Raw genomic sequence first — 23,035 nt, 5'->3', positions numbered from 1 at the left:
ACTTATAATATGGAGAAAATAGACTAATAAACAAGCCTTTGTATACTTTCAAACATAGAATATGATGAATTCTATTAAAGGGGAAGCATATTCATGGGGAATACTTGTCATTGTGGGCATTCCCGAAATTGTAATAAGTTTTGGGATAATTTAATGTTTGGGAGATGTAGATGTAAACGCAATGATTTTCAAGAATGTTGTTGCAAAGAGAAACCGAAATGTGAGTGTGAAAAATGTCATTGTAAAACAAAAGCGAAATGCCATTGTAGGCATGAAGAGGAAGGGTATTAATAGTAAAAAAGAGTACGATATGTACTCTTTTTTTAGGTGATTATATTCCATCTTGAACAGATTTCTTTACAATTATCCATGTGTCTTTCTTTTTAACTGTTATAGCTACATTAGTTCCATTAGATTCCTTATAAAAGATATATCCATTGTTTGAGTTTACATATGTGACTGGTTCGCCTATGCAATCTCGCGAGCAAGATTTGTTGACTAGTTCAATTAGGGATAGTTCGCTTGGATCGATTTTACTGGCTTCTATAACAGCATCAAGGCTTGTTTTTCGATAACCTTGCAAGTTTATATGAAAAAGCTGCTCTATTTCTCCTGTAATGCTAGTATTCATTACTTCTACTGAATTCTTTTTTTCTTGAAGAAATCCGTTTTCATAAAGTAATTTTGTATATCCAATCCATGCTATTAATACTAGCATGAAAAACATACCCGTCATTTTAAGCATTCGTAGTCGTTTACTTACAATAGTTTCTGAGTATTTCATTCAGTCTAATCCTCCAATGTTTTTAATTTAAAATATGCTTGGATACATACTTTTAGAAGAGGATGAAATTTGATGAGTTTTCAATAAAAAAGAAAACATCTAGAGTTAGATGCTTTCTTTTTTTGTATTTTTTGCTATCTGTTAGTTACTTGTTTCATAAGTGGTCTTATTTCTTTAACTGGTGGTTTCTTATCATAGGCATCAACATAAGAAAAGTAGTAATTTAAGTTTCTTAGAAGACCTTTTCCTATTTTTGCACTTAAGAAAGGAAATACTTGTCCGGTATAATCATCGAGAGATTTACAGTAATATTTTTCATCTAAATATATACTGTATTTACATGTTAGTTCCACTAAAGGATTTCCTTCATCATCAAATACTTCTTTAGAATCAATAATATCTATTAGTGCAAATTTTTCATTGAGGTAAACTTTCTTTTTTTTCTCGTGTTTATTTGTAAGTATAAAAACGAGGCCAATCGCGTTAATCAAACTATTTCCTCCTATAAAAAACGGATATTTATAAAATATATTGATATACGTTAAATGTAAAGAGGGCAGATGAAATATCATTAATAGAAAGTTTAATAAGCCGATTTGGTTTTCAAATCGGCTTATTGTTATTGGAATACTTGCGGGAATTGTTTTACGATTGCGTTTGTTATCATGTCGGCCATTTCTAAAGCTTCTTTTTCAATTTTATCGTACAATTTTACTCCTTCTTCATAATCTTTATTTAGAAAGGCAAGTGCTTCTGCTTTTGTTAATGCTAAATGTTCATAAAACATTTTTCGGAATGCTTCTTTTTCTATATACGGGTTGATAGCGTTAAGAAAATCGATAATTTGATCAGCATTAGCGTACCATTTCTTCTCGATAGCGGCAGCTGCATTTTGGTCACCTGCTTTAGCGGCTTTAACAAGATCTGCTGCGATGACTAAGTGGTCTTTAATGAGTGCACTATATTTTTTTACAGCGTCCTCACCATAGAATGGTTCAAGTGATAGTCCCATATGTGTTGCATTTTGAAGAAGACGCCCAACTGTAACGTTAACGTCTGGTAAATGAAAGACAATACTTATAATAGCTAATCTTGTCCAAGCGACATGTTGTTCCCATAAAGAACGCATATAACCTTTTAAAAAGTTCTCGTTTTTACTAATTCGGTAATTACGTACAGAAGTATCAAAGTGTACATAAGGGTTATGATAGGGGGAGTAATACGATTGCCAATAAGTATACATAAACGGTAACACTCCTTTGAACATGTATAACTCAAAGTATGATGGGGATTTATATTTAGTTACGTGTCCTTGTTTATTTTTGAATTCGATATGGGAAAATTAAAGTTTTTCATTGTGATATATACAGATAAAGTGAATATAAAGTAAAAGAGGCTCTGCAAGGGAAGTTGCAGAGCCTCTAAAGGGTATTGCCGAGATGTCGGACTCGACTACGTAATATTATCATAAAATTTACTTAAAAAAACCTGGTAAATGTGTCCAAATAAAAGTGGATCTGTAATAAAGTCAAAGGGATCTGCTTCCCGCGGCAGATCCCTTTAACTAGGTAATGTCGATGAGTAAAAACTCATCTGGAGTACTTTTATAGTAACAAGTGAAATTCGTTTTGTGTATTGAGAAAAAAAGAATTGAATAATTAAATATTGAGCATTTATAGTTTACTTTTGTGATTATCACCATTTGTTGTGAGTGGAGTATGGTTATAAAATGGAGTAAAGATTTACAATTACAACTAAAAGTGTACTGAAATATAAAATAATCAAAAAAGACCTGCTTATATAAGCAGGTCAACTTAAGGGGTTTATCCAACAGAATATTTCATATGATATCAACAGTATTGTATGAAGTCTATAAGGTTTATATTGAGAAATTTTTTGTGAATGGAGACATTTCGCCCACGTATTAACGTTTAAAAAGTTGAGAAAGAAAATGAAAAAGTTTTCTATAAGAAAATAAAGGCTGGTATTTATAATATGATTCATATTTCCACGTATCATGATTTGAGAATTGGAGTTGATTCGGTACTGTTTTCTGTTTGATGGAACTAATATTATGGTGCTTCATATAGTAACCTCCTGAATTCATATGTATAAGATTAGTAGTATTCAAGGGGATTAAATAAAATGTATATTTATTTTGAAATTCGTTTTAGTCTCTAATCAGCCTCTAAAACGAAAAGAAGCATAAAATAATGAAAAAGCAGGCTGTTAGTCATGTATTCATCACTTTCATGACGCATAAGAGATGATATAATAGTAGTAGATGAAAGATATAGAAAAGCAGGTGACTCTTTTTTGTTTACAAAAGCACAAGAACTTTTAGCGTCTTATTTCGGTTATTCATCATTCCGAAGAGGACAAGATGAAACAATTAAAAATGTATTAGATGGGAAAGATACAGTTTGTATTATGCCTACGGGCGGTGGTAAGTCAATTTGTTATCAAATTCCCGCATTAGTATTCGAGGGAACGACGTTAGTTATATCTCCATTAATATCACTTATGAAAGACCAAGTAGATACATTAGTACAAAACGGTATTTCAGCTACTTATATTAATAGTTCTATTTCTATTACAGAAGCAAATCAACGTATTCAATTAGCGAAACAAGGTCATTATAAGTTGCTTTATGTGGCGCCTGAGCGTCTTGATTCAATGGAGTTTGTTGACCAACTTATCGATATGAAAATCCCGATGATTGCAATTGATGAGGCGCACTGTATTTCGCAGTGGGGACATGATTTCCGTCCAAGTTATTTACATATACACCGTATATTAGATTATCTTCAGGAGAAGCCGCTCGTATTAGCATTAACTGCTACGGCAACACCACAAGTACGTGATGATATTTGCAATACACTTGGAATTAATCAAGAAAACACGATTATGACAACGTTTGAGCGTGAGAACTTATCATTTTCTGTTATTAAAGGACAAGACCGTCATGCATATTTAGCGGATTATATTCGTCAAAATCAAAAAGAATCTGGGATTATATATGCGGCTACTAGAAAAGTAGTTGATCAATTATATGAGGATTTAATGAAGGCGGGAGTTTCTGTTTCAAAATATCATGCTGGTATGAGTGATAACGATCGAAATGAGCAGCAAGAACTCTTTTTACGTGATGAAGTGAGTGTAATGGTAGCGACATCAGCATTTGGGATGGGGATTGATAAATCGAATATTCGTTACGTTATCCATTATCAACTGCCAAAAAACATGGAAAGTTATTACCAAGAAGCAGGACGTGCAGGACGTGACGGTTTAGATAGTGCATGTATATTGCTATATTCTTCTCAAGATGTGCAAGTACAGCGCTTTTTAATTGATCAATCGACAGGAGAATCTCGTTTTTCAAATGAACTTGAAAAACTGCAAAATATGACTGACTATTGTCATACAGAACAATGTTTACAATCATTTATTTTGCAATACTTTGGAGAAGAGCCGAAAGAAGATTGTGGCCGCTGCGGTAATTGTACGGACGACCGAGAAAGTATCGATGTGACGAGAGAATCACAAATGGTTCTATCTTGTATGATTAGGACAAACCAACGATTTGGAAAACAAATGATTGCCCAAGTTTTAACTGGTTCGAAAAATAAGAAAGTGATTGAATTTAATTTTCATACTTTACCAACATACGGCTTACTATCAAATCGTAGCGTAAAAGAAGTCAGTGAATTTATTGAGTTTTTAATTTCAGATGAGTTAATCGCAGTTGAACACGGTACGTATCCGACATTAAAAGTAACGGAAAAAGGGAAAGAAGTGTTACTTGGTAAAGAGAATGTTTTACGTAAAGAACGAGTAGAGACAAGACAAATTGTTCAGGATCATCCTTTATTTGAAATACTTCGTGAAGTACGTAAAGAAATTGCGCAAGGAGAGGGTGTACCTCCATTCGTTATTTTCTCTGACCAAACGTTGAAAGATATGTGTGCGAAAATGCCGCAAAGTGACTCTGAACTTTTAACTGTAAAAGGGATTGGTGAACATAAACTTGTGAAGTATGGTTCTCATTTCTTACAAGCAGTTCAGCACTTTATTGAGGAAAACCCAAACTATGCTGAAACAATTAAGACAGAAGTGGTGACAGAGCGGAAAAATTCAGGGAAAGCGTCAGCAAATTCTCATTTAGAAACGTATGAAATGTATAAACAAGGCATTGATTTAAATGAAATTGCGAAAGAACGTAGCTTATCAAGACAAACAATTGAAAATCATTTAATACGTTGTTTTGAAGATGGAATGGAAGTAGACTGGAACAGTTTCGTTCCTGCAGAATATGAATCACTGATTGAAACTGCCGTTCAAAATGCAGAGGGTGGTCTGAAATCGATTAAGGAACAACTTCCAAATGAAGTGAGTTACTTTATGATTCGTGCTTATTTACAAATTAGAAAGTAGAGACATATAAAGGGGATAGGGATTTATGTATCACGTTTTTGTGTATGGCACGTTAAGAAAAGAGCAAACGAATGCTCATTTTATGCAAGGTGCAAAATGCATCGCAGACGGGGCATGGACGTATGGCAAATTATTTGATACAAATGAAGGGTATCCAGCGATGATTTGTTCAAATAAAGATAAAGTTTATGGAGAAGTTTATGAAGTGAATGATGATGTACTGCAAAAATTAGATGAACTGGAAGAATACACAGGTAATGCAGAGAGTGATTTATATGATCGAATCACCGAAACGATTTATTTAGGCGATAGAGAAATACGTGCATTTGTGTATGTCGCTCAAGATAAAAAGATGCTAAGGAAAGTTATCATTTCTGGTGATTGGGTAGAGTATCAACAAGAAAAATAATAGCAGCCATAGAGCAGATAGTGGGAACATCCATTATCTGCTTTTTAAATTGATACTGCCAAAAATCTGATTATTTTGATAAAATTAAAATATAGAAAAACAATTCGAACTATCCAATTACGATATTAATACAGAAAGCTGGTTAGAACAGGTTGCGAAAGAAGTTCAAGAACAAATTGGACATCCATTCCAGTCAATGTTAGAACTAGGAGCAGGAAATGGTGGATTTGCAAGGGCGATGTCTAAGTTACGTGTAAAGATGACTACTGTTGAGCTTGTACCAGAGTTAGTTATGTTTGCAAAAGAGCATTCTACTAATGATATTGCTATTCATTGCGCTGATTTTTATAAAATTAATTTTGAAGAAAAGTTTGATGTTGTTAGTTATTTAGATGGATTTGGTGTAGGAACAGATGATGAACAATTGATTCTATTAAAACGAATTAAAAATTGGATGAAGGATGATGGATGTGCACTTATTGATATTTATCAACCACTGTATTGGAAAAAGGTAAGTGGACAAGAAATGTCCTTAAGTTCAGCTATGCGAAAATATGAATATGATAGCATAAATGAAAGAATGCTAGATCATTGGTGGCATCCTAATAATCCAAATGATATAGTTACACAGTCTTTACGTTGTTACACGGTAGATGAGATTAGCAATCTATGTGCTGAAGTTGGTTTAAGTATTGTAGGAATCTTCCCAGGAGGAGCATATGATTTTGAAAAACGAAAATATAGAGAGTTAGCAACTTTAAATGAATGTTTGGCGTATCGAATTAAAGTAAAGAAGAGTAGGGATTAATTCCTTACTCTTTTTTACTTTTATAGTGTGAATAATTGACTGTCTTTCGTATTTAATTGTCGTTCTTTTTTTATTCTTATGGATCTTAGTACGATTCCAATTCCAAGAAATACAATAGTAGCAACAACTCCGCTAATAGGGTTTAACCAAAAATCACTGCCGTTGGTAAGTGTAATAATCCCTGTTATTGTAACTAAAACAGTAGGAACGGCATCTTCAATTGCATGCATGATAACACATGGCCATACTGACTTTGTAAGTCTATATATTTCAACATACATAATAGACCAAGAAACCATAAGTATACAGCCTGATAAAAGCATATTTAACCTTGAAATAGATTCAAAATATTCATTTGGTAAAAAAACTAAATAATAAGCGGCATGCCAAAGAGCCCAAATTAAACCAGAAATAATATAAATAAACCAATCGTTTAACTTTAGTTCAATCAGTTTTGGAGTTAAATAACCGCGCCAAGAAAACTCTTCGAAAATATTTTTAATAAAATTACCTATAGTAGACATGAGTATGAGTGAATATAATGAGGATATTTCAAAGTTAGATATGTTAACGACTCCGAAAAATAGAGCTAAGCTTATAGTTATTAGTGTAACGAATGGATAAATAAGTATTGCTACGAAATACCATTTAAGGATTCCTTTTAAATTTGGTTTGATACCAAAATCATGCCAATCTCGGCTACGAACTCTAAGTAATATGCTGACGAAGAAAGGAAGTATAAGCCATAAGCCCATGCCTAAAGAATTTCCTTTAGGCTGATCTGTTAGAAGAGAATCGATAAATACACCGATCCAACCACTTGCTAGCACAATTAATACAAAAATAATTAAATGTAACTTTACTTGCTTTCTATTGGTTGTAGTCATTTCGAATAAACTCCTTTTTTATTTTTGGTGTTTACCTATTGACACTTCTCGTTATTTTACAAGTGAAAGGAGGAAGTCGATAGAAAGGTAGATGAGAGTTTAGTAAGTTAGTGTATGAATCATTATTATTAATAAAAAGTAATAGCGTTTGTACGCATTATTTTATTATATGTAAAGTGTTGTAATTTAGATGTTTTATATTCTTATAATGTAAAAATAAAGATAAGATTTTAAAATTAGAAAGATGAAAAGTGAGTTTTTTCGGAAAATTTAAATTGAAACTATTGACTTTATAAATGGATTTTTAATACAATTGTATTTCGACTGAAAAATTAGAACGGACAGGAGGGAATCATCAAATGAACAACATTTTTGAAGAAGAGTTACAAAGGATGAAAGATACATTACGTACGATGGATGATCAATTAGAACAGCTCGAAAACATTCCGGTTTATTATGGAGATGATTTTAAAGAACAAATTCTAGAAAGTATGAGAGAATCTAATAGGCAAAATTTACGTATCGGTGTACAAGAACCGTACTTTGGAAGATTAGATTTTCAAGAGGACGGCAAGGAAGATGTTATGCCGATCTACATCGGTAAAGTAGGTGTTTCACATAAAGACACAATGAAACCAATTGTAATAGATTGGCGGGCACCTGTTGCAAGTATGTTTTATTCATTTACCGGCGGTGATGAATTAGCGTTTTATCAATCGCCAGATGGATTAGTAGAAGGTGATGTGTATTTAAAGCGAAACATCTCTATTCGAAAAAGAGAACTAGAACGTGTTGTTGATACATATGTAAAAGGAAATGAAGATGTCTCACATGCTGATGATTTTCTTCTATATCGATTAGGTGAGAATAAAGATAATAAACTAAAGGATATTGTTTCGACAATACAATCGGAGCAAAATGATATTATTCGTGCGGAAAGAAACTTACCACTACTTATTCAAGGGGTTGCAGGGAGCGGAAAAACAACAATCGCTTTACATCGCCTTGCTTTTTTAATTTATGAATATCGTGAGCAACTAGAAGCTGAGAGAATGATTGTATTCGCTCCAAATAGTCTGTTTTTAGACTATATTTCAAGTGTACTTCCTGAATTAGGTGTAGGGAATATTAGTCAAACAACATTTCGAGATTGGGCATTACGTACGTTAGATGATTCGGTGAAACTGAAGCAAACAGAAGAAAAATTGAAAGAAGCATTTTCTATTAATCGTGATGAAGAAAAAATTATGCTTGGTAAATTGAAAGGTAAACTGGAATTTAAGTCCTTTATTGAAGAGAGAATGCTTCAATTTGAAAAGAAATTAGTACCAACAAGTGATTTTGAGGCATGGGACAAAGCTATTATTCCAGTAGAAGACATAAAAAAATGGATGCAAGTGGAATATAAGCATTATCCATTAAAGAAAAGAAGAGAAAGATTAGTCGGCCGAATGAAGCGCTGGATTGAAATTGAGCTGAAAAAGTATGGAGAAACAAACGAGAAGAAATTACTAAAAAAAGAAGCGACTAAGAGATTGAACACTTATATGAAGTTTTGGCCGAAAATGAGCTCACTTTCAATTTATAGTTCAATATTGAAAAGTAAAGAAATACTCGAAGTATTACCTGAAGAACTTGTGAAAGAAACTGAAAAGAGTTGTCGTAAAAAAGAAGTGTATGTAGAAGATTTACCAGCTTTAATATACATACATCACCGCATAACAGGTATTGAAATCGGACAGAAATTCCATCACGTCGTTATTGATGAAGCGCAAGATTTCTCGCCATTCCAAGTTTATGTATTAAAAGAAATTACACTAGGTAATTCTTTCACTATATTAGGTGATTTATCTCAAGCAATTTACGATTATCAAGGGATTGAAGATTGGGGTGCTTTTAAGGAAGTATTCCAAGAAACAGGTTATTATGAACTGACGAGAAGTTATCGCTCTACAAAAGAAATTATTGAATTTGCGAACGAAATAATTAAAAATGCAGAGATTCCAGTAGGGCTTGCGACACCAGTTTTTCGTAGTGGTGAAGAAGTCAAAGTAATCCAAGCAGAAGATCAATTTAATGAGATTATGAAGACTATAAAATATTTACAAAATGAAGATGTGAAAACAATTGCGGTAATAGGAAGAACAGAGGATGAATGCCGTGATATATATGAAAAGTTAACAAAGACAGGATTGGCTGTAAACGTCATTGAAGCAGATCAAAGTAAATACAAAGGTGGTATTTCAGTAGTACCTGTATACTTGGCGAAAGGGTTAGAATTTGACGCTGTTCTACTAATTGATGTTGATGAAGAACATTACAAAAATACAAAACACGATGCGAAGTTATTGTATGTCGGATGTACAAGGTCGCTTCATGATTTGTGGATTTTCCATAGCGGAGAAGCATCGCCTTTAATTAACGGATTAAAATAAAAATGAAACGCAAGAGGCTTTTCTAGTAACAAAAAGAAGAACCTCTTGTTTTTCTATATAAAGGTATGGGGAGAGAATAACTATGATTACAAAGGTAATAACGAAAAGAAATTGGGAAATTGCAAAGATAAATGGAGAAATTAATGAAGCCTCATTAAAAGAAGAGGGATTTATTCATTGTTCATTTTTAGAACAAGCTTTAAAAGTCGCTGAAAAACATTTTAGTCATGAAGAAGATGTTTTATTACTAACAATTGATCCAACTCTTTTAAAAGCAGAAATAAAATATGAACTTGCTTCTAACGGTCAAGAATATCCGCATGTATATGGAGTAATCAATATTGAGTCGATTGTAGAAGTTATCCCATTTACTAAAGAAAAAGAAGAGTTTATATTACGAGAGGTACAACGGTAAGATGGGTATAGATATTTAAATTAGCTAAAAAAGCGCAAATTCAATGTTTGCGCTTTTTTTATTATCTATTTTTTTGTGAAAATTCATTGTTTTTATCACAATAATACTGTACGATACATAGTATAAAACACATACTGTATGACATATAGTAATGAAAATGAGGTGAGTGAATGGATGCTTTATTAAATTCGTTAATTACTGAACTAAGAAGAGGTACATTAACATTAGCGGTTTTAAGCCAGTTAAGAACACCGCAGTATGGGTATTCACTTGTCCAATTATTGGAACAATCAGGGATTACAATCGATCAAAGTACTTTATATCCACTACTTCGCCGATTAGAAAAGCAGGAGCTAGTGACGAGTAGTTGGGATAAAACGGAGAGTAGACCGCGTAAGTATTATGTTTTAAGTGAATATGGATTAGAGATATTTCTGCAGCTGAAGAAAGAATGGATAAAGGATTCGAAAGAGCTTTATAACCTATTAAAGGAGGAGGACAAAAATGAGTTTGATTGATATTTATGTAGAAGAAGTAGCGAAGAGATTACCTGAAAAAAATCGTGACGATATTATTCTTGAATTACGGTCAACAATCGAGGATATGTTACCTGATGATTATAATGAAGATGATGAAAAAAGAGTTCTTGAAAAATTGGGAAGTCCAGTTTCATTGGCTAATGGATATTTGGATAGACCGATGCATTTAATTGGACCACGTTATTTTGATGTATATACGACGTTATTAAAAATGATCATACCGATTGCAGCTGTTATCGCACTCATTGCAATGGTTGCAGAAAATTTTGTAGCATATAATGGTGAGCAAGCGGTAATAAATGTTATTTTAAATGTGATAGGTAAAGGAATTGGGGAAATTATCGAAGTAGGCCTCCATGTATTTTTCTGGTTGACACTTGTATTTGCAATTTTAGAAAGAACAGATAAAGACAAAGGTACTCAACCGTTGACGACAAGTTTAAAAAAATGGACGCCTGATGATTTGAAAAATACTTCGTATGTTCCAAAGAAAAAATCAATCTCAAAGCTCGAAGTTTTTGGCGGGTTAATGTGGACGGCAATATGGGCAACAGTTTATTTTTATGCGAACCATCTTGTAGGTGTATATCATGGTACAGAAAGCGGATTGAAGTTTGTCGCGCCAACTTTTAACCAAGATGCGTTACTTCAGTATTGGCCAATCATTGTAATTATGATTGTGTTTGAAATAGGTATATCTCTTTATAAGTTAGTACAAGGACAATGGACGAAAAAGTTGGCAATCGGGAATGCTATTCTTCAAATAGTTGGAACAATAGTATTCATTGTAATTGTAGTAAATCCGCATTTATTTAATGAAGGATTTATTACGTATGTGGCAAATGTGTTTACTACTTCTCCAGAGGAAGTTAAAAAGTGGTTAATTGGTGGAGGTATTATCATTTACATTTTGTCTGCTGCGTTAAATATATTTGATGGTTTACGAAAAGCTCGTATTCGTATATAGGAGTGAAATTAGAGGAAAGGAAGAATGGGATGATAAGGGAAGCAAGGAAACAAGATGTAACATACATGTTAGATATTTATAATGATGCTATATTGTATACAACGGCTGTATATACGTATAAACCTGTAACCCTTGAAAATAGAATAGACTGGTATGAACAAAAAAAGGCTGACGGTTATCCAATTTTAGTATATGAACTAAATAATAAAGTAGTAGGATTTGCGACATTTGGACCGTTTAGAACTTGGCCTGCCTATAAATATTCAATTGAACATTCTGTGTATGTTGATAAGAAATATAGAAAATGTGGGATTGGAACTTCTTTGATGAGAGCATTAATCACAATTGCAAAAGAAAGAGAATATATGACTTTAATTGCTGGAATTGATGCGGAAAATGAGAAAAGTATTGCTTTACATGAAAACTATGAATTTGTTCATGCAGGGACAATCAAAAAGGCTGGTTATAAGTTTGATAGATGGCTTGATTTAGCTTTTTATCAATTAGAGCTTAATGGTCCTAAAAGGCCTGCGGAAGAATAGAGTATTGAGTTTTACTTAATATTTAATTTAGAAAGATAGCATGGGGGAAATTTTATGCTATCTTTTTTACTGTATACATAAATATCATGTAATAAAAAAGGTTTTTTATATTTGAAATCGAAATTTAAGAATGTGATAAAACAATATAAAAAGAGGTGCGAATATGCAGACTGTCATTGGAAAAATAAAAGAAATACAATCTGGTCAAGTTGGATTAGTTGTGTCCTCAACAAAATATGATAATATAATTGCCTCCTATAATAATGACCTTTATGTCCCTTTAGCATCAGCAGCAAAAGTGGTAATTGGATTTGCAGTTGCAGTTGCAAACATGGTAAAAGAGAAACAAATTAGTTGGGATCATATACTTCATCAAATTACTTTTAATCCGAAAGAAGATAGCGCACAATTATACCCACATTTGCAAGGGAGAGATACATTATCAGTTAGTAAAGCTGTTGAAGTGATGATAGCGTGTCATGATAGTTATATTGCAAAGGCGATTGTATTGCACTGCGGAGGATGGGATGCTATTAGAGAGTATGTTTCAATGTACTTCCCTAACATACATGTTCAAGAAAACCCTAGAGATGAACAAAATGTTGGAGAGCTAAATGAAATACATTCCCTTTTAGTGCAAATTTTTCGAGGGTATAAAACTGAGCCAGAATTATGGGAACCAATAATAAATGGAATGGTAAGGCAGCAAGGAGAATATGAGGGGATACCGCACAATCATTTAGCCCATATGACAGGTGGATTGCCAAAAGCTATAATAAATATTGGTATACTGGGAGTATTTAATGAATTTCCACTTCTTTATGTTATTGCGGGGGAAGATTTACCGAATCGAAGTGAAAATAAAGAAATAGATGAAGTTTTTGCAGTAGCATTGAAATACATATATGAAGAATATAGTAAAAGCATGTAAGGGGTGAGTGATTGAAACAAAACTTAAAAACTTCAACAATAATTATATTAATCTTAACATTTATTGCTATAGAAGTTGGCATCGCGATTTACGATCATACTTTGTCATTAGATACAATTTACTTTGCAGCGATTCTGATTTGTATAGTATTGCTCTTTGGCACACGTATTTCTAAAGAGAAAGAAAATACATCGAAACAGAGACGAAGAAAAACAACTCTTATATTTTGACCATCTATTTTATTGTCTATTGCTTGTTTTGCAGTTATAAGTTATATAAGAATAGGCTATGTTTCTATACCAGGGATAATTGGCTTTTCATGTTTTGTTACTTATAGTGGATTCGTATTTATTAGTATTTTAAAAAGGAAAAATAAAAATCAAAGGTAGCTTACTTAGTTGAAAGGAAGAATTATATGAAACATATAGAGAATGGTACTCGCGCTGAAGGAGAATACATAAAAAATAAAGTCATTCAATATAACATGTCTATCTTAACAGATGAAGTAAAACAGCCGATGGAACAAGTAAGTTTTGTAGTGAAAGACGCGGATGGGAAAATATTTGGTGGGGTAACAGGAACGATGTATTTTTATCATCTTCATATTGATTTTTTATGGGTTGATGATTCAGTTCGTCATGATGGTTATGGTAGTCAACTGTTACATAAAATCGAAAGTATCGCGAAGGAAAAAGGTTGTAGATTAATATTATTAGATTCATTTAGTTTTCAAGCACCAGAATTTTATAAAAAGCATGGTTATCGAGAGTATGGTGTTGTTGAAGATCATCCTAAAGGGCATAGTCAACACTTTTTAGAGAAGAGGCTATAGCAGTCGTATTTCTGTTCTACAAGAAAATATACAAGCACAAGTTTCTAAACAAAATATCATTCAAACTGGAGCCTTTTCACCTTATGAAACTCCAGATGTTATGCGAGCATGAACTTCTTTAAAACTGACTACTACCTTCATTTTACAATCAGATGGTCTAACATATTTTATTTCTGAGCTTACTAGTGACACGAAATTAAACGCTATGAAAGCTTGGCTTGATCGGAAAGGTTGGTGGTATGAACTTAAATAATAAAAAATAACTAGCTACTATGTGCGCAAAAAAAAGAGCCATCATTTTGGAGGGCTCTTTTTTTCTATTCAAATAGCTTATTCATTAAATTTTGGATTTCACGTCTTCTTTTATCGGTTTCGTCCTTATCAATTGTATACGTATTATCTTCAATTATAAGAACATCCCCTTCTTTTGCAGTAGGAGGGAGTTTGGATTTAGGTACATCAATTGTTACGTTATTCACTTCAATAACTGCTAGTTCACCTTCAAAACGGTCAATAATACCTCTTTTCATAATTATCTCTCCGTTCTTACAGAAATGTTAGAACCATCACTATGAATAATTACAGTTCCGTTTAAATCAGTTCTATATACCTTAACAGACATTGCATTTAACTTTGCTAAAGTTTCTTGTGTAGGATGACCATAACGGTTACCTGCACCGGCACTGATCACAGCGATACTTGGTTTCACTGCATCTAAAAATGACTGGGAAGAAGATGTCTTACTTCCATGGTGACCAGGTTTTAATACATCAGATTTTAGGTAAGAACCATGTGTTGCAACCATATCTTTTTCACTTTTAGATTCGGCATCACCAGTAAATAAGAAAGATTTGCTTCCATGGGTTACTTTTAATACAGCACTCCACTCATTTAGATCGTTACCGTATTCTTTAACGGGAGCTGAAAATTGTGTGTTTAAACCATTGATTGGTAAAGTTACGCCAGATTTCGTTTCTTTAATAGTTAATCCTTTGTTAGCTACTGCAGTTAGGAAGTCTTTAAACGTTTGTGTCGTATGGCTTACTTTAGGTGCATAGACATTGTTTACATTCATAGCATAAAGCACTTCATCTAATCCACCTACATGATCAGCATCAGGATGAGTAGCGATCATATAATCAATAGATTGGTATCCTAATCCTTTTAGATAATTTGCTACTACTTTACCTTTTCCGTTGTTACCAGCGTCAATCAGGATCGTTTCTCCACTAGGAGATTTAATAAAAGTAGCATCACCTTGCCCAACATCAATATAATGAACCTCTAAGTTACCTTTAGGCTTAGGAAGAGCTGGACGGAAATTTGGCTCTAATACACGAGCCAAGAATGCAGCAAATTGCTCACGAGTTACTTTTACATCTGGACCGAATGTACCATCTGGTAATCCAGCAGTGATATTGTTTTGCGCTAAAATTTTGACATATTGATAACCCCAATGTGTAGATGGAACATCAGGGAAATTGACGTCGGCACCTGTAGGTTTCAAATCAAAAGTTTTAACAAGAACTACTGCCATTTCTGCACGAGATAATGAACGATCAGGGAAGTAGTTTTTTTCTCGTTGTACAATGTTGTTGTGTGCTAACTTATGTACAGAATCGTAATAATAAATACCTTTAGTTACATCAGAAAAAATATGATTATACTTAGATGGCTTTTCTAATTTTAAGGATAAATCTAACATTAAGGCCATTTGCCCACGCGTTACATTATCACTTGGCTTAAAATATCCTTCTGGAGTACCATTAATAATACCTTTATCCGATAAATAGTTAATTTCCTTAATTGCCCAATGATTAGATTGGACATCTGGGAAAGCTTTAGCACTTGTAAAATTAGGGATGAATAACGATATGATTATGACAAATGCTGTTAGTAATAAACTAAACTTTTTCAAAAAATCGCCTCACTTTATGTATTTTTCACCTAATTAACTTTACCATTTCTTGAAATAAATTCAAGGTTTCATAGTTAAATATTATATGAGAAATGCTTTTGGTATTAAATTCACTAGGTTTCTTTTGTTTTGTATATTTAATATAATGAATATGAAGGGGAAGAGTAACGATTGCACTTGTAAAAGTGATATTATAAATTAATCTTATGAAGGTTTTAATCAGAGATTTGATTCTATAGTTTTATATTGAAGGAAGTAAGACAAAATAAATAAAATGACCAATTTGATGGGAGAAAGAAAATGTACACGTATAAATTGCAACATGAACAACCAATCTGCGTAGAAAAAATAAGAAAACTTTATGACTCCATCGGTTGGTGGCCAGAAAGAAAAGAAATCGATATTCAAAAATTTTTAAAGAATAGTATAGCGATTGGGGTATGGGAAAAAAGTGAATTAATCGGATTTGCTAGGGGTGTTTCTGACGGTGTTTTCCGGGCGTATATAGAAGATGTTGTAGTACATGAAAGTGTAAGAAATAAAGGCATTGGAGAGAAAATGCTAACAATATTACTTCAAGAAATATCTCATGTTCATATTGTTAGTCTATTTTGCGGAGAGAAATTAATAAAGTTTTATGGTGAACAGCAATTTCAAGCGACGAAACAAATTGTAATGCACCGTAATCAAATCGTGAAAGAATAAGAGGTGTCAATTAGAATGGATGAAACTAGAACATATTGTTTATCAAAAAGAAAAGCGACTGAAGATTCTCCTGATGGTTGGAATGCAAGATGTATGAGACTTAATAATAAAATATTCGCGATAATAAACCATGAAGAAGGAGAGAAATCTGCGATTACATTAAAATGTGATCCAGAACTTGCACTAAGATTAAGAGAGGAGTATCCAGAAGCAATCATTCCGGGGTATCATATGAATAAAAAACATTGGAATACAGTGTATATACATAAAGGTGTAGAGCAAGAGCAAATTAATAAGATGATTGATTGGTCATATGATTTAGTTCTACAATCATTTTCAAAGAAAAAGCAGAAAGAGTTATTAGATTCATATGTATAAGGAGTGGATAATTTGAAAGATACAATCAAAGGTACATATGATAAGTTAGCGAGTACATATAAAGAAAATCTAGATGTCGCAAATCCATATAACAGTTATTACGAAAGACCAGCGATGATGGAGATGATTCCAAAGAATTTAGAAGGGAAGAATATATTAGATGCTGGATGTGCAGCAGGGTGGTATACTTCTCAATTTATAGAAAGAGGAGCAAATGTAACTGCAATTGACGTAAGTTCTGAAATGGTAAAAGCTGCAAAGGAAAGTATGGGCAATAAAGCAACGTTTCTTTGTCATGACTTGCAAGAAATATTACCATTTGAAGATAATACTTTTGATGTTATTGTGAGTTCGTTAACCCTTCATTATTTAGAAAATTGGAATCAAGTATTTCAGGAGTTTCGTCGCGTATTGAAGCCAGGGGGAGAATTTATATACTCCATTCATCATCCTTTTATGGACTTTACAAAGTTTACTTGTGAAAATTATTTCGAAAAACAATTATTAGTAGATACTTGGGTTAAACCAAATATTACAATAGAAGTTAGTTTTTTTAGAAGGTCACTCCAAGACATAATTAATGAAACAACAAATTGTTTTGTGTTAGAAAAAATGGTAGAACCGAGACCAGTTGAAAAGATGAGAGAAGTAGACGAAAAATCATATAATTATTTAAATACAAATCCACATTTTCTTATTATGAAAGCCATTAAAAAATAGCTAGTAAAATAATTATATTTTACTAGCTATTTTGCAGTTTTAAATAATGAAATAGGAGTTTTGAAATGAATACGAAACGAAATAGATTACTATACGCAACGTTTACAATCATTGTTATTATTTTAGGGCTTAGCTCAAGAAAGTTAGCTTTGGCTTTACCTCATTTATTAAATGAGTACTTAGGCGATGCTTTATGGGCACTCATGATTTTTACAGGGGTCGGTTTTTTATTTCCTAAAATAGAAACGAAGAAATTGGTTTTTATAAGTTTACTGTTTTGTTATGGGATTGAATTGAGCCAATTATATCATGCCGAATGGATAGATAGCATTCGTGCAACGACTTTAGGTGGGCTCGTATTAGGTTACGGATTTTTGTGGAGTGATATAGTGGCTTATACAATTGGTGTTGGAGTAGGATTTCTTTTTGAATTTTTATTACGGAAGAAATAAGAGGTTTGGAGAAGGGGTATTTATGAAAAAAATAATATTAATAGGTTCTGGTGGTTCAGGAAAATCTACATTAGCCAGACAGTTAGGTAATAAATTAAATATTAAAGTGCATCATCTTGATGCGTTATTTTGGAAACCGAATTGTGAAGGTGTACCGAAAGAGGAGCAAAGAAAGGTTCAAAATGAATTAGTTAAAGAAGATGAATGGATTATTGATGGGAATTATGGCGGGACAATGGACATAAGAATGAACGCAGCTGATACAATTATCTTTCTTGATATTCATAGAACAATATGTGTTTATCGAGCTTTTAAAAGAGTTATAAAATATCGGAATAAAACAAGACCGGATATGGGTGCTGGATGTGAAGAAAGGTTTGACTTGCAATTTTTCAAATGGATATGGGAATATCCTAAAACGAAACGACCTTCAATTTTAAAAAGGTTAAATCAATCGAGTCAGGGTAAAGATGTTATTATTTTAAAATCTCCAAATGAAGTAAGACTATTTTTAGAGAAGTACGATACTATAAATAGTTAGTTTATAAAAAGAAGTAACATAGGGTGATAGAATTGAGTAACTTCATTGATCTGATTGATTCTAATATGGTGAAAATCCCAGTAGTAAAAGTAGAATTAAGAGATGATCGAATAAAAAAAGAATGGGAAGTTCAAATTAAACCGTTTCTTCTTGCAAAATATGTTGTAACGATGGAATTATATGACGTGATTACGAATCATACATCAAATTTATCCAAAGATAAAAACAAACCAGTTGTAAATATCTCATGGAATGATGCCATTATGTTTTGTAATTTACTTTCAAAAAAAGCGGGATTAAAAGAATATTATTCTATTAATGATGGTGGTCAAATTGTTAGTTGTAATTTAGATTCAAATGGGTACCGATTACCTTCAGAAGCAGAGTGGCAATATGCTTGTAGAGCAGGAACGACTGGATATATATATGGAGAACTGAAAGAGATTGCTTGGTATAATGAAAATTCAGATGGACATATTCATGAAGTCGGTAAAAAAGAGCCGAATGCATGGGGTTTGTATGATATGTTAGGAAACGTTTGGGAATGGTGCTATGATTTGTATGATGAAAAGGTATATGGATCATACCGTATTTTCCGAGGCGGTAGCTGGGCTGAAGCAGCTAGAGGTTGTGGTGCGACTTGTCGTTGGCGTAGCCATCCTACATTTCATATAGATGACCTTGGATTTAGGCTCGCTAAGTCCATTTAGAAGAATTATAAGAGCAAAATAATATAGAGAAGATTTAAATTAAGGAGTGTTTTAAGTGGCACGTGTTTTATTCATTAATACTGGATCAGAAGGACATATAAATCCAACATTGCAAGTTGTAGAAGAATTAGTTTCACGTGGGGAAGAGGTTGTATATTTTTCAATAGAATCTTTTAGAGAGCGTATTGAAAAGACGGGTGCTACTGTACGAACAATTGACGATCAAAAATTTATAAATGCCTTTCTTTCCGGTGGTCGAAATTATTTATCAGAGAGAATTAATGGTCTATTACATACGGCAGATGTTATTATACCAAATGTTCTTGAACAAATTGAAGGGGAGCATTTTGATTACATCATTCACGATTCAATGTTTGGATGCGGTCGTTTAATTGCTCAAATTCTAAAGCTTCCAGCAATAAATTCCTGTACATCTTTTGCACAGGATGAAAAATCATTTGAACAAATGTTAGGCCATTTGTCTAAAAATATACCAGTGGAAGTTCAAGATAAAATACATAATGATTATGAACGATTAACTAAGGGAATTGTGGAAAAGTATAGTGTTGAAATAAAATCACCGTATGAAGTTTTCTGTAATCCAGCGCCACTTACTATTGTGTATACAATAAGGGAGTTCCAACCTTTTGGAGATATGTTTGATGAAACATTTAAATTTGTAGGTCCATCTATCTCTACGCAAGTAAAAAATGAAGCCTTTGATTTTACTGCAATTGAAGAAAAAAGCCCGATTTACATTTCACTAGGTACTGTTTTTAATGAATCGCTTGATTTTTATAAACTATGTATGAAGGCGTTTGAGAATAGTGATTATACAATTGTAATGTCTATTGGCAATAAAACGAAAATAAGTGATTTAGGTAAAATTCCTAAAAACTTCATTGTGAAAAATTATGTACCACAAACAAAACTACTTACATATACAAAGTTATTTATTACACACGGCGGGATGAACAGTACACATGAAGGACTATATAACGGGATTCCGCTTATTGTAATTCCGCAAAGTGCAGATCAGCCAGTTATCGCAAAGCAAGTGGAGAATCTTGGAGCTGGGGTTAAGTTGTCAATGAAGGAACTAACTGAAGAACAACTACGTGAAAGTGTAGAATTTGTATTAAATAATCCATCATATAAAGAAGCTGCATTGAATTTGAAGGAGTCTTTCCGAAAATCTGGTGGCTATAAGGAAGCTGTTGATGAGATTTTTACATTTATAGGTCAGTAATAAATAGAAAATTATACATGAGAAGAGTGTCTATATGAAATGATATAGACACTCTTCTTTTATATGAAGCGGAGAATTCATTGTTTTGAAATGTTAAATATTCTGTTTTAAAAATTCGGACCATAGTTTTACGTGTTACTAATGCTTTCATTATTTCTGCACAACTTCTGCACATACTTTGATGATTTCTATGTCATGATATATTCATCAAGTGAAATATTTCACAAGAAATGAAATATATTTTCACTGCGGTGTATGCATAATGAACACATACATCGATACAAGATTGTCTCTTGTTATTCTTTTACATCGAAGCCCACATTACACTACAAAGTATAACAAGAAGGGGACAAGAACATGAATAATCGATTATTAAAACAACTACAAAACATGAAAATGAACAAAAAAAGTCTAGGAGCTGTTGCATTAACAGCTGGAATTATTGGCACGACACTTATTCCTCAAAACGCATACGCGCACGGTTTTGTTGAAAAGCCTAGCAGCCGATCTGCTTTATGTAGTCCAACCTATGGTGCACTAAATGCAAACTGCGGAAGTGTTATGTATGAACCACAAAGTTTGGAAGCTCCAAAAGGGTTCCCGCAAGCTGGCCCGGTTGATGGGCAAATCGCTTCTGCAGGTGGTAAATTTGGTGGTGTTTTAGATCAACAAACAGCTGATCGTTGGTTTAAAAATACAATCACAGGCGGGGAAAATACTTTTACTTGGAAATATACAGCGCCTCACTTAACAAGTAAATGGCATTACTATATTACAAAAAAAGAATGGAACCCAAATAAAGCGCTCACAAGAGCAGATTTAGAACCAATTGGAACTGTACAACATGATGGCTCTGCAGCCTCAAATCATTTAACTCACAAAATTAATGTACCTACTGATAGAAGTGGATACCATGTGATTTTAGCAGTATGGGATGTAGCTGATACAGCAAATGCATTCTATAATGTAATTGATGTTAATCTTATTAATGATGTGAAACCGGACATAGAAGTTCCAAGTACTCCAAATGGAATTCAAGTACTTAAAGTAACAGCGAATAATATAGAACTAACGTGGAATGCTTCTACGGATAATGTAGGGCTGAAAGGGTATCAAATCTTTCGTAACGGAGAGATGATTGATACAGTACCAGGAACTCATTTTATTGATAAAAAATTACAACCAAGTACAGAATACTCTTATACTGTAAAAGCAATTGACACAGCTGGCAATGTATCGAAAGAAAGTGCAGCGCTTACAGTAAAAACAACAGTTGAGACTCCTGATACAGAAGCACCAACACAACCAAAAGGGTTACACAGTATGGGAACGACAGCGTCAAGTGTAGATTTAATGTGGAGTCCTTCTGACGATAATATTGGTGTAGACCATTACGATATTTATAGAGAAACAGAAGGATCATTGAAAAAAATTGCAACATCCAATACGACTTCTTATATGGATAAAAATTTACTTCCTAATACTACTTATAAATATGTAGTGAAAGCTGTTGATGTAGCTGGAAATGAATCTGTACAGAGTGATATATTCACGATTACTACAAAAACTGAAAGCGTTTTATATGAAGAGTGGGATGCAAAGAAAGCATATGAAAAGGGAGATAGAGTTCTACACGAAGGAAAAGTATATGAAGCAGTCCAGAGTTATCAAGGAAATGGGGATCCAAACTGGATTTATGCTTTATCATTATGGAAAACAGTGTAAGCTTTACATAGATATGAACTAAGAGATGATGGGCTTTGATGCAAAAGAAAATCTTGAGAATTCATTTTTCTATTTATAAAAAAGGGTAGTATATAAATTCATATACTACCCTTTTTATTATGATAATGCTTTCGTCATAAGAACGTGCGGAATACCATCTTCCATAAATACATCTGAAGAAGTTTGATAATCTAATTTTTTATAAAATCCTTCAGCTTGTGTTTGACCGTGTAGTTTTACTTTTGTTGCTTCTTTGTTACGAGCAATTTCTTCTAACGCCTTGATTATTACTTTTCCTAATCCGTATTTACGATAGTCTTTTAAAATACAGATGCGTTCTAATTTTCCTGCACCGTCAACAAATCGTATACGACCTGTACCTACAGGAAAATCGTTATAATAAACTAAAATGTGTTTACATTTCTCACTGATTTCATCGAATGTATCGAATTCATCTGCAAGAGGGACATTTTGTTCTTTTACAAATACTTCTTTTCTAATATGAAAGGCAGTTTCTAAATCTGTAAGTTCTGTTATGACTTTGGAGTGCAAATTGTTCAGTCCTTTCTAGTGTGATGTGCTTTTGTTTTCATAGTATATCATACTAATCCGTAATTAAGAGAAAATATAAAAAGCTGACTGTAAGAGTCAGCC

The 23,035-nt window shown here is 33.0% G+C and carries 25 protein-coding genes and 2 pseudogenes; 20 read left to right on the top strand and 7 right to left on the bottom strand.

Annotation, left to right across the window (positions count from 1 at the left end; all coding sequences use genetic code 11):
* Positions 1-331: 331 nt before the first annotated feature.
* The 3 genes from AAG068_RS13805 to AAG068_RS13795 all read right to left on the bottom strand — a co-directional run bounded on the left by AAG068_RS13805 (position 332) and on the right by AAG068_RS13795 (position 2,027).
* Positions 332-784 carry a hypothetical protein gene (locus AAG068_RS13805; protein ID WP_342714645.1) on the bottom strand — a complete coding sequence of 151 codons (453 nt, stop codon included), beginning with the start codon at positions 782-784 and terminating at the stop codon, positions 332-334.
* 134 nt (positions 785-918) lie between these two features.
* Positions 919-1,275, bottom strand: coding sequence for a hypothetical protein (locus AAG068_RS13800; protein ID WP_000606231.1), 357 nt, complete (start codon positions 1,273-1,275; stop codon positions 919-921).
* A 128-nt stretch (positions 1,276-1,403) separates the two neighbouring features.
* Entirely contained in the window at positions 1,404-2,027 is a 624-nt protein-coding gene (locus AAG068_RS13795; RefSeq protein WP_342714638.1) for an acetylglutamate kinase, read from the bottom strand.
* A gap of 1,073 nt (positions 2,028-3,100) precedes the next feature.
* On the opposite strand from AAG068_RS13795, the gene recQ reads away from it, so the two are divergent.
* The 3 genes from recQ to AAG068_RS13780 all read left to right on the top strand — a co-directional run bounded on the left by recQ (position 3,101) and on the right by AAG068_RS13780 (position 6,435).
* Entirely contained in the window at positions 3,101-5,218 is a 2,118-nt protein-coding gene (gene recQ / locus AAG068_RS13790) for a DNA helicase RecQ (RefSeq protein WP_342714637.1), read from the top strand.
* Positions 5,219-5,243: 25 nt separating this feature from the next.
* A complete protein-coding gene (locus AAG068_RS13785) occupies positions 5,244-5,627 on the top strand; it encodes a gamma-glutamylcyclotransferase family protein (RefSeq protein WP_342714636.1) in 384 nt (127 codons plus the stop codon).
* Positions 5,628-5,718: 91 nt separating this feature from the next.
* On the top strand, positions 5,719-6,435 hold the full coding sequence (locus AAG068_RS13780; protein ID WP_342719766.1) for a class I SAM-dependent methyltransferase: 717 nt from the start codon (positions 5,719-5,721) through the stop codon (positions 6,433-6,435).
* Positions 6,436-6,455: 20 nt separating this feature from the next.
* Here the strand turns inward: AAG068_RS13780 and AAG068_RS13775 are convergent, their stop codons facing one another.
* The gene (locus AAG068_RS13775) at positions 6,456-7,322 is read right to left on the bottom strand and encodes a type II CAAX endopeptidase family protein (protein ID WP_342714635.1); all 867 of its coding nucleotides are present in this window, start codon (positions 7,320-7,322) and stop codon (positions 6,456-6,458) included.
* 359 nt (positions 7,323-7,681) lie between these two features.
* On the opposite strand from AAG068_RS13775, the gene AAG068_RS13770 reads away from it, so the two are divergent.
* The 9 genes and pseudogenes from AAG068_RS13770 to AAG068_RS13730 form a co-directional block, all read left to right on the top strand.
* Positions 7,682-9,757 (top strand): HelD family protein, encoded by a 2,076-nt coding sequence (locus AAG068_RS13770; protein WP_342714634.1) that lies wholly within the window; start codon positions 7,682-7,684, stop codon positions 9,755-9,757.
* An 82-nt stretch (positions 9,758-9,839) separates the two neighbouring features.
* On the top strand, positions 9,840-10,172 hold the full coding sequence (locus AAG068_RS13765; protein ID WP_342714633.1) for a DUF952 domain-containing protein: 333 nt from the start codon (positions 9,840-9,842) through the stop codon (positions 10,170-10,172).
* A gap of 170 nt (positions 10,173-10,342) precedes the next feature.
* On the top strand, positions 10,343-10,690 hold the full coding sequence (locus tag AAG068_RS13760; protein ID WP_061679735.1) for a PadR family transcriptional regulator: 348 nt from the start codon (positions 10,343-10,345) through the stop codon (positions 10,688-10,690).
* Positions 10,677-11,678: an HAAS signaling domain-containing protein gene (locus tag AAG068_RS13755; protein ID WP_342714632.1), complete on the top strand. Its 1,002-nt coding sequence runs from the start codon at positions 10,677-10,679 to the stop codon at positions 11,676-11,678. Before AAG068_RS13760 ends, AAG068_RS13755 begins: the two co-directional genes overlap by 14 nt.
* Positions 11,679-11,707: 29 nt before the next feature.
* Positions 11,708-12,220 (top strand): GNAT family N-acetyltransferase, encoded by a 513-nt coding sequence (locus AAG068_RS13750; RefSeq protein ID WP_342714631.1) that lies wholly within the window; start codon positions 11,708-11,710, stop codon positions 12,218-12,220.
* A gap of 163 nt (positions 12,221-12,383) precedes the next feature.
* Positions 12,384-13,151 (top strand): serine hydrolase, encoded by a 768-nt coding sequence (locus AAG068_RS13745; RefSeq protein ID WP_342714630.1) that lies wholly within the window; start codon positions 12,384-12,386, stop codon positions 13,149-13,151.
* Between the two features lie 11 nt (positions 13,152-13,162).
* Positions 13,163-13,540 (top strand): annotated as a pseudogene (locus AAG068_RS13740) (hypothetical protein).
* A 26-nt stretch (positions 13,541-13,566) separates the two neighbouring features.
* A complete protein-coding gene (locus AAG068_RS13735) occupies positions 13,567-13,983 on the top strand; it encodes a GNAT family N-acetyltransferase (protein ID WP_342714629.1) in 417 nt (138 codons plus the stop codon).
* A gap of 37 nt (positions 13,984-14,020) precedes the next feature.
* A pseudogene (locus AAG068_RS13730) lies at positions 14,021-14,236 on the top strand (N-acetylmuramoyl-L-alanine amidase C-terminal domain-containing protein); the annotation flags it as partial.
* A gap of 64 nt (positions 14,237-14,300) precedes the next feature.
* On the opposite strand, the gene AAG068_RS13725 reads toward AAG068_RS13730, so the two are convergent.
* Positions 14,301-14,513 (bottom strand): DUF3006 domain-containing protein, encoded by a 213-nt coding sequence (locus tag AAG068_RS13725; RefSeq protein ID WP_342714628.1) that lies wholly within the window; start codon positions 14,511-14,513, stop codon positions 14,301-14,303.
* Positions 14,514-14,515: 2 nt separating this feature from the next.
* A complete protein-coding gene (locus tag AAG068_RS13720) occupies positions 14,516-15,901 on the bottom strand; it encodes an S-layer homology domain-containing protein (RefSeq protein WP_342714627.1) in 1,386 nt (461 codons plus the stop codon).
* Between the two features lie 300 nt (positions 15,902-16,201).
* Between AAG068_RS13720 and AAG068_RS13715 the strand changes: the two genes are divergently transcribed.
* The 8 genes from AAG068_RS13715 to AAG068_RS13680 all read left to right on the top strand — a co-directional run bounded on the left by AAG068_RS13715 (position 16,202) and on the right by AAG068_RS13680 (position 22,381).
* Positions 16,202-16,606, top strand: coding sequence for a GNAT family N-acetyltransferase (locus AAG068_RS13715; protein WP_342714626.1), 405 nt, complete (start codon positions 16,202-16,204; stop codon positions 16,604-16,606).
* A gap of 15 nt (positions 16,607-16,621) precedes the next feature.
* Positions 16,622-16,984, top strand: coding sequence for an MmcQ/YjbR family DNA-binding protein (locus AAG068_RS13710; RefSeq protein WP_342714625.1), 363 nt, complete (start codon positions 16,622-16,624; stop codon positions 16,982-16,984).
* Between the two features lie 12 nt (positions 16,985-16,996).
* A complete protein-coding gene (locus AAG068_RS13705) occupies positions 16,997-17,704 on the top strand; it encodes a class I SAM-dependent methyltransferase (RefSeq protein WP_342714624.1) in 708 nt (235 codons plus the stop codon).
* Between the two features lie 65 nt (positions 17,705-17,769).
* Positions 17,770-18,156 (top strand): DUF2809 domain-containing protein, encoded by a 387-nt coding sequence (locus tag AAG068_RS13700; RefSeq protein ID WP_342714623.1) that lies wholly within the window; start codon positions 17,770-17,772, stop codon positions 18,154-18,156.
* Positions 18,157-18,178: 22 nt separating this feature from the next.
* Positions 18,179-18,697, top strand: a complete 519-nt coding sequence (locus tag AAG068_RS13695) for a DNA topology modulation protein (RefSeq protein ID WP_342714622.1) — start codon at positions 18,179-18,181, stop codon at positions 18,695-18,697.
* 65 nt (positions 18,698-18,762) lie between these two features.
* Positions 18,763-19,407 carry a formylglycine-generating enzyme family protein gene (locus tag AAG068_RS13690; protein ID WP_342719765.1) on the top strand — a complete coding sequence of 215 codons (645 nt, stop codon included), beginning with the start codon at positions 18,763-18,765 and terminating at the stop codon, positions 19,405-19,407.
* Between the two features lie 55 nt (positions 19,408-19,462).
* Positions 19,463-20,656, top strand: a complete 1,194-nt coding sequence (locus AAG068_RS13685; RefSeq protein WP_342714621.1) for a macrolide family glycosyltransferase — start codon at positions 19,463-19,465, stop codon at positions 20,654-20,656.
* Positions 20,657-21,013: 357 nt separating this feature from the next.
* A complete protein-coding gene (locus AAG068_RS13680; RefSeq protein WP_342714620.1) occupies positions 21,014-22,381 on the top strand; it encodes a lytic polysaccharide monooxygenase in 1,368 nt (455 codons plus the stop codon).
* 117 nt (positions 22,382-22,498) lie between these two features.
* Here AAG068_RS13680 and AAG068_RS13675 read toward each other — a convergent pair whose 3' ends face one another.
* A complete protein-coding gene (locus AAG068_RS13675; RefSeq protein WP_342714619.1) occupies positions 22,499-22,933 on the bottom strand; it encodes a GNAT family N-acetyltransferase in 435 nt (144 codons plus the stop codon).
* Between the last annotated feature and the right edge of the window lie 102 nt (positions 22,934-23,035).

The sequence above is a fragment of the Bacillus paramycoides genome, assembly GCF_038971285.1.
Lineage (GTDB): Bacteria > Bacillota > Bacilli > Bacillales > Bacillaceae_G > Bacillus_A.
Note: the sequence above shows the minus strand (reverse complement) of the source record. Positions and strands in the feature narration are given on the sequence as shown.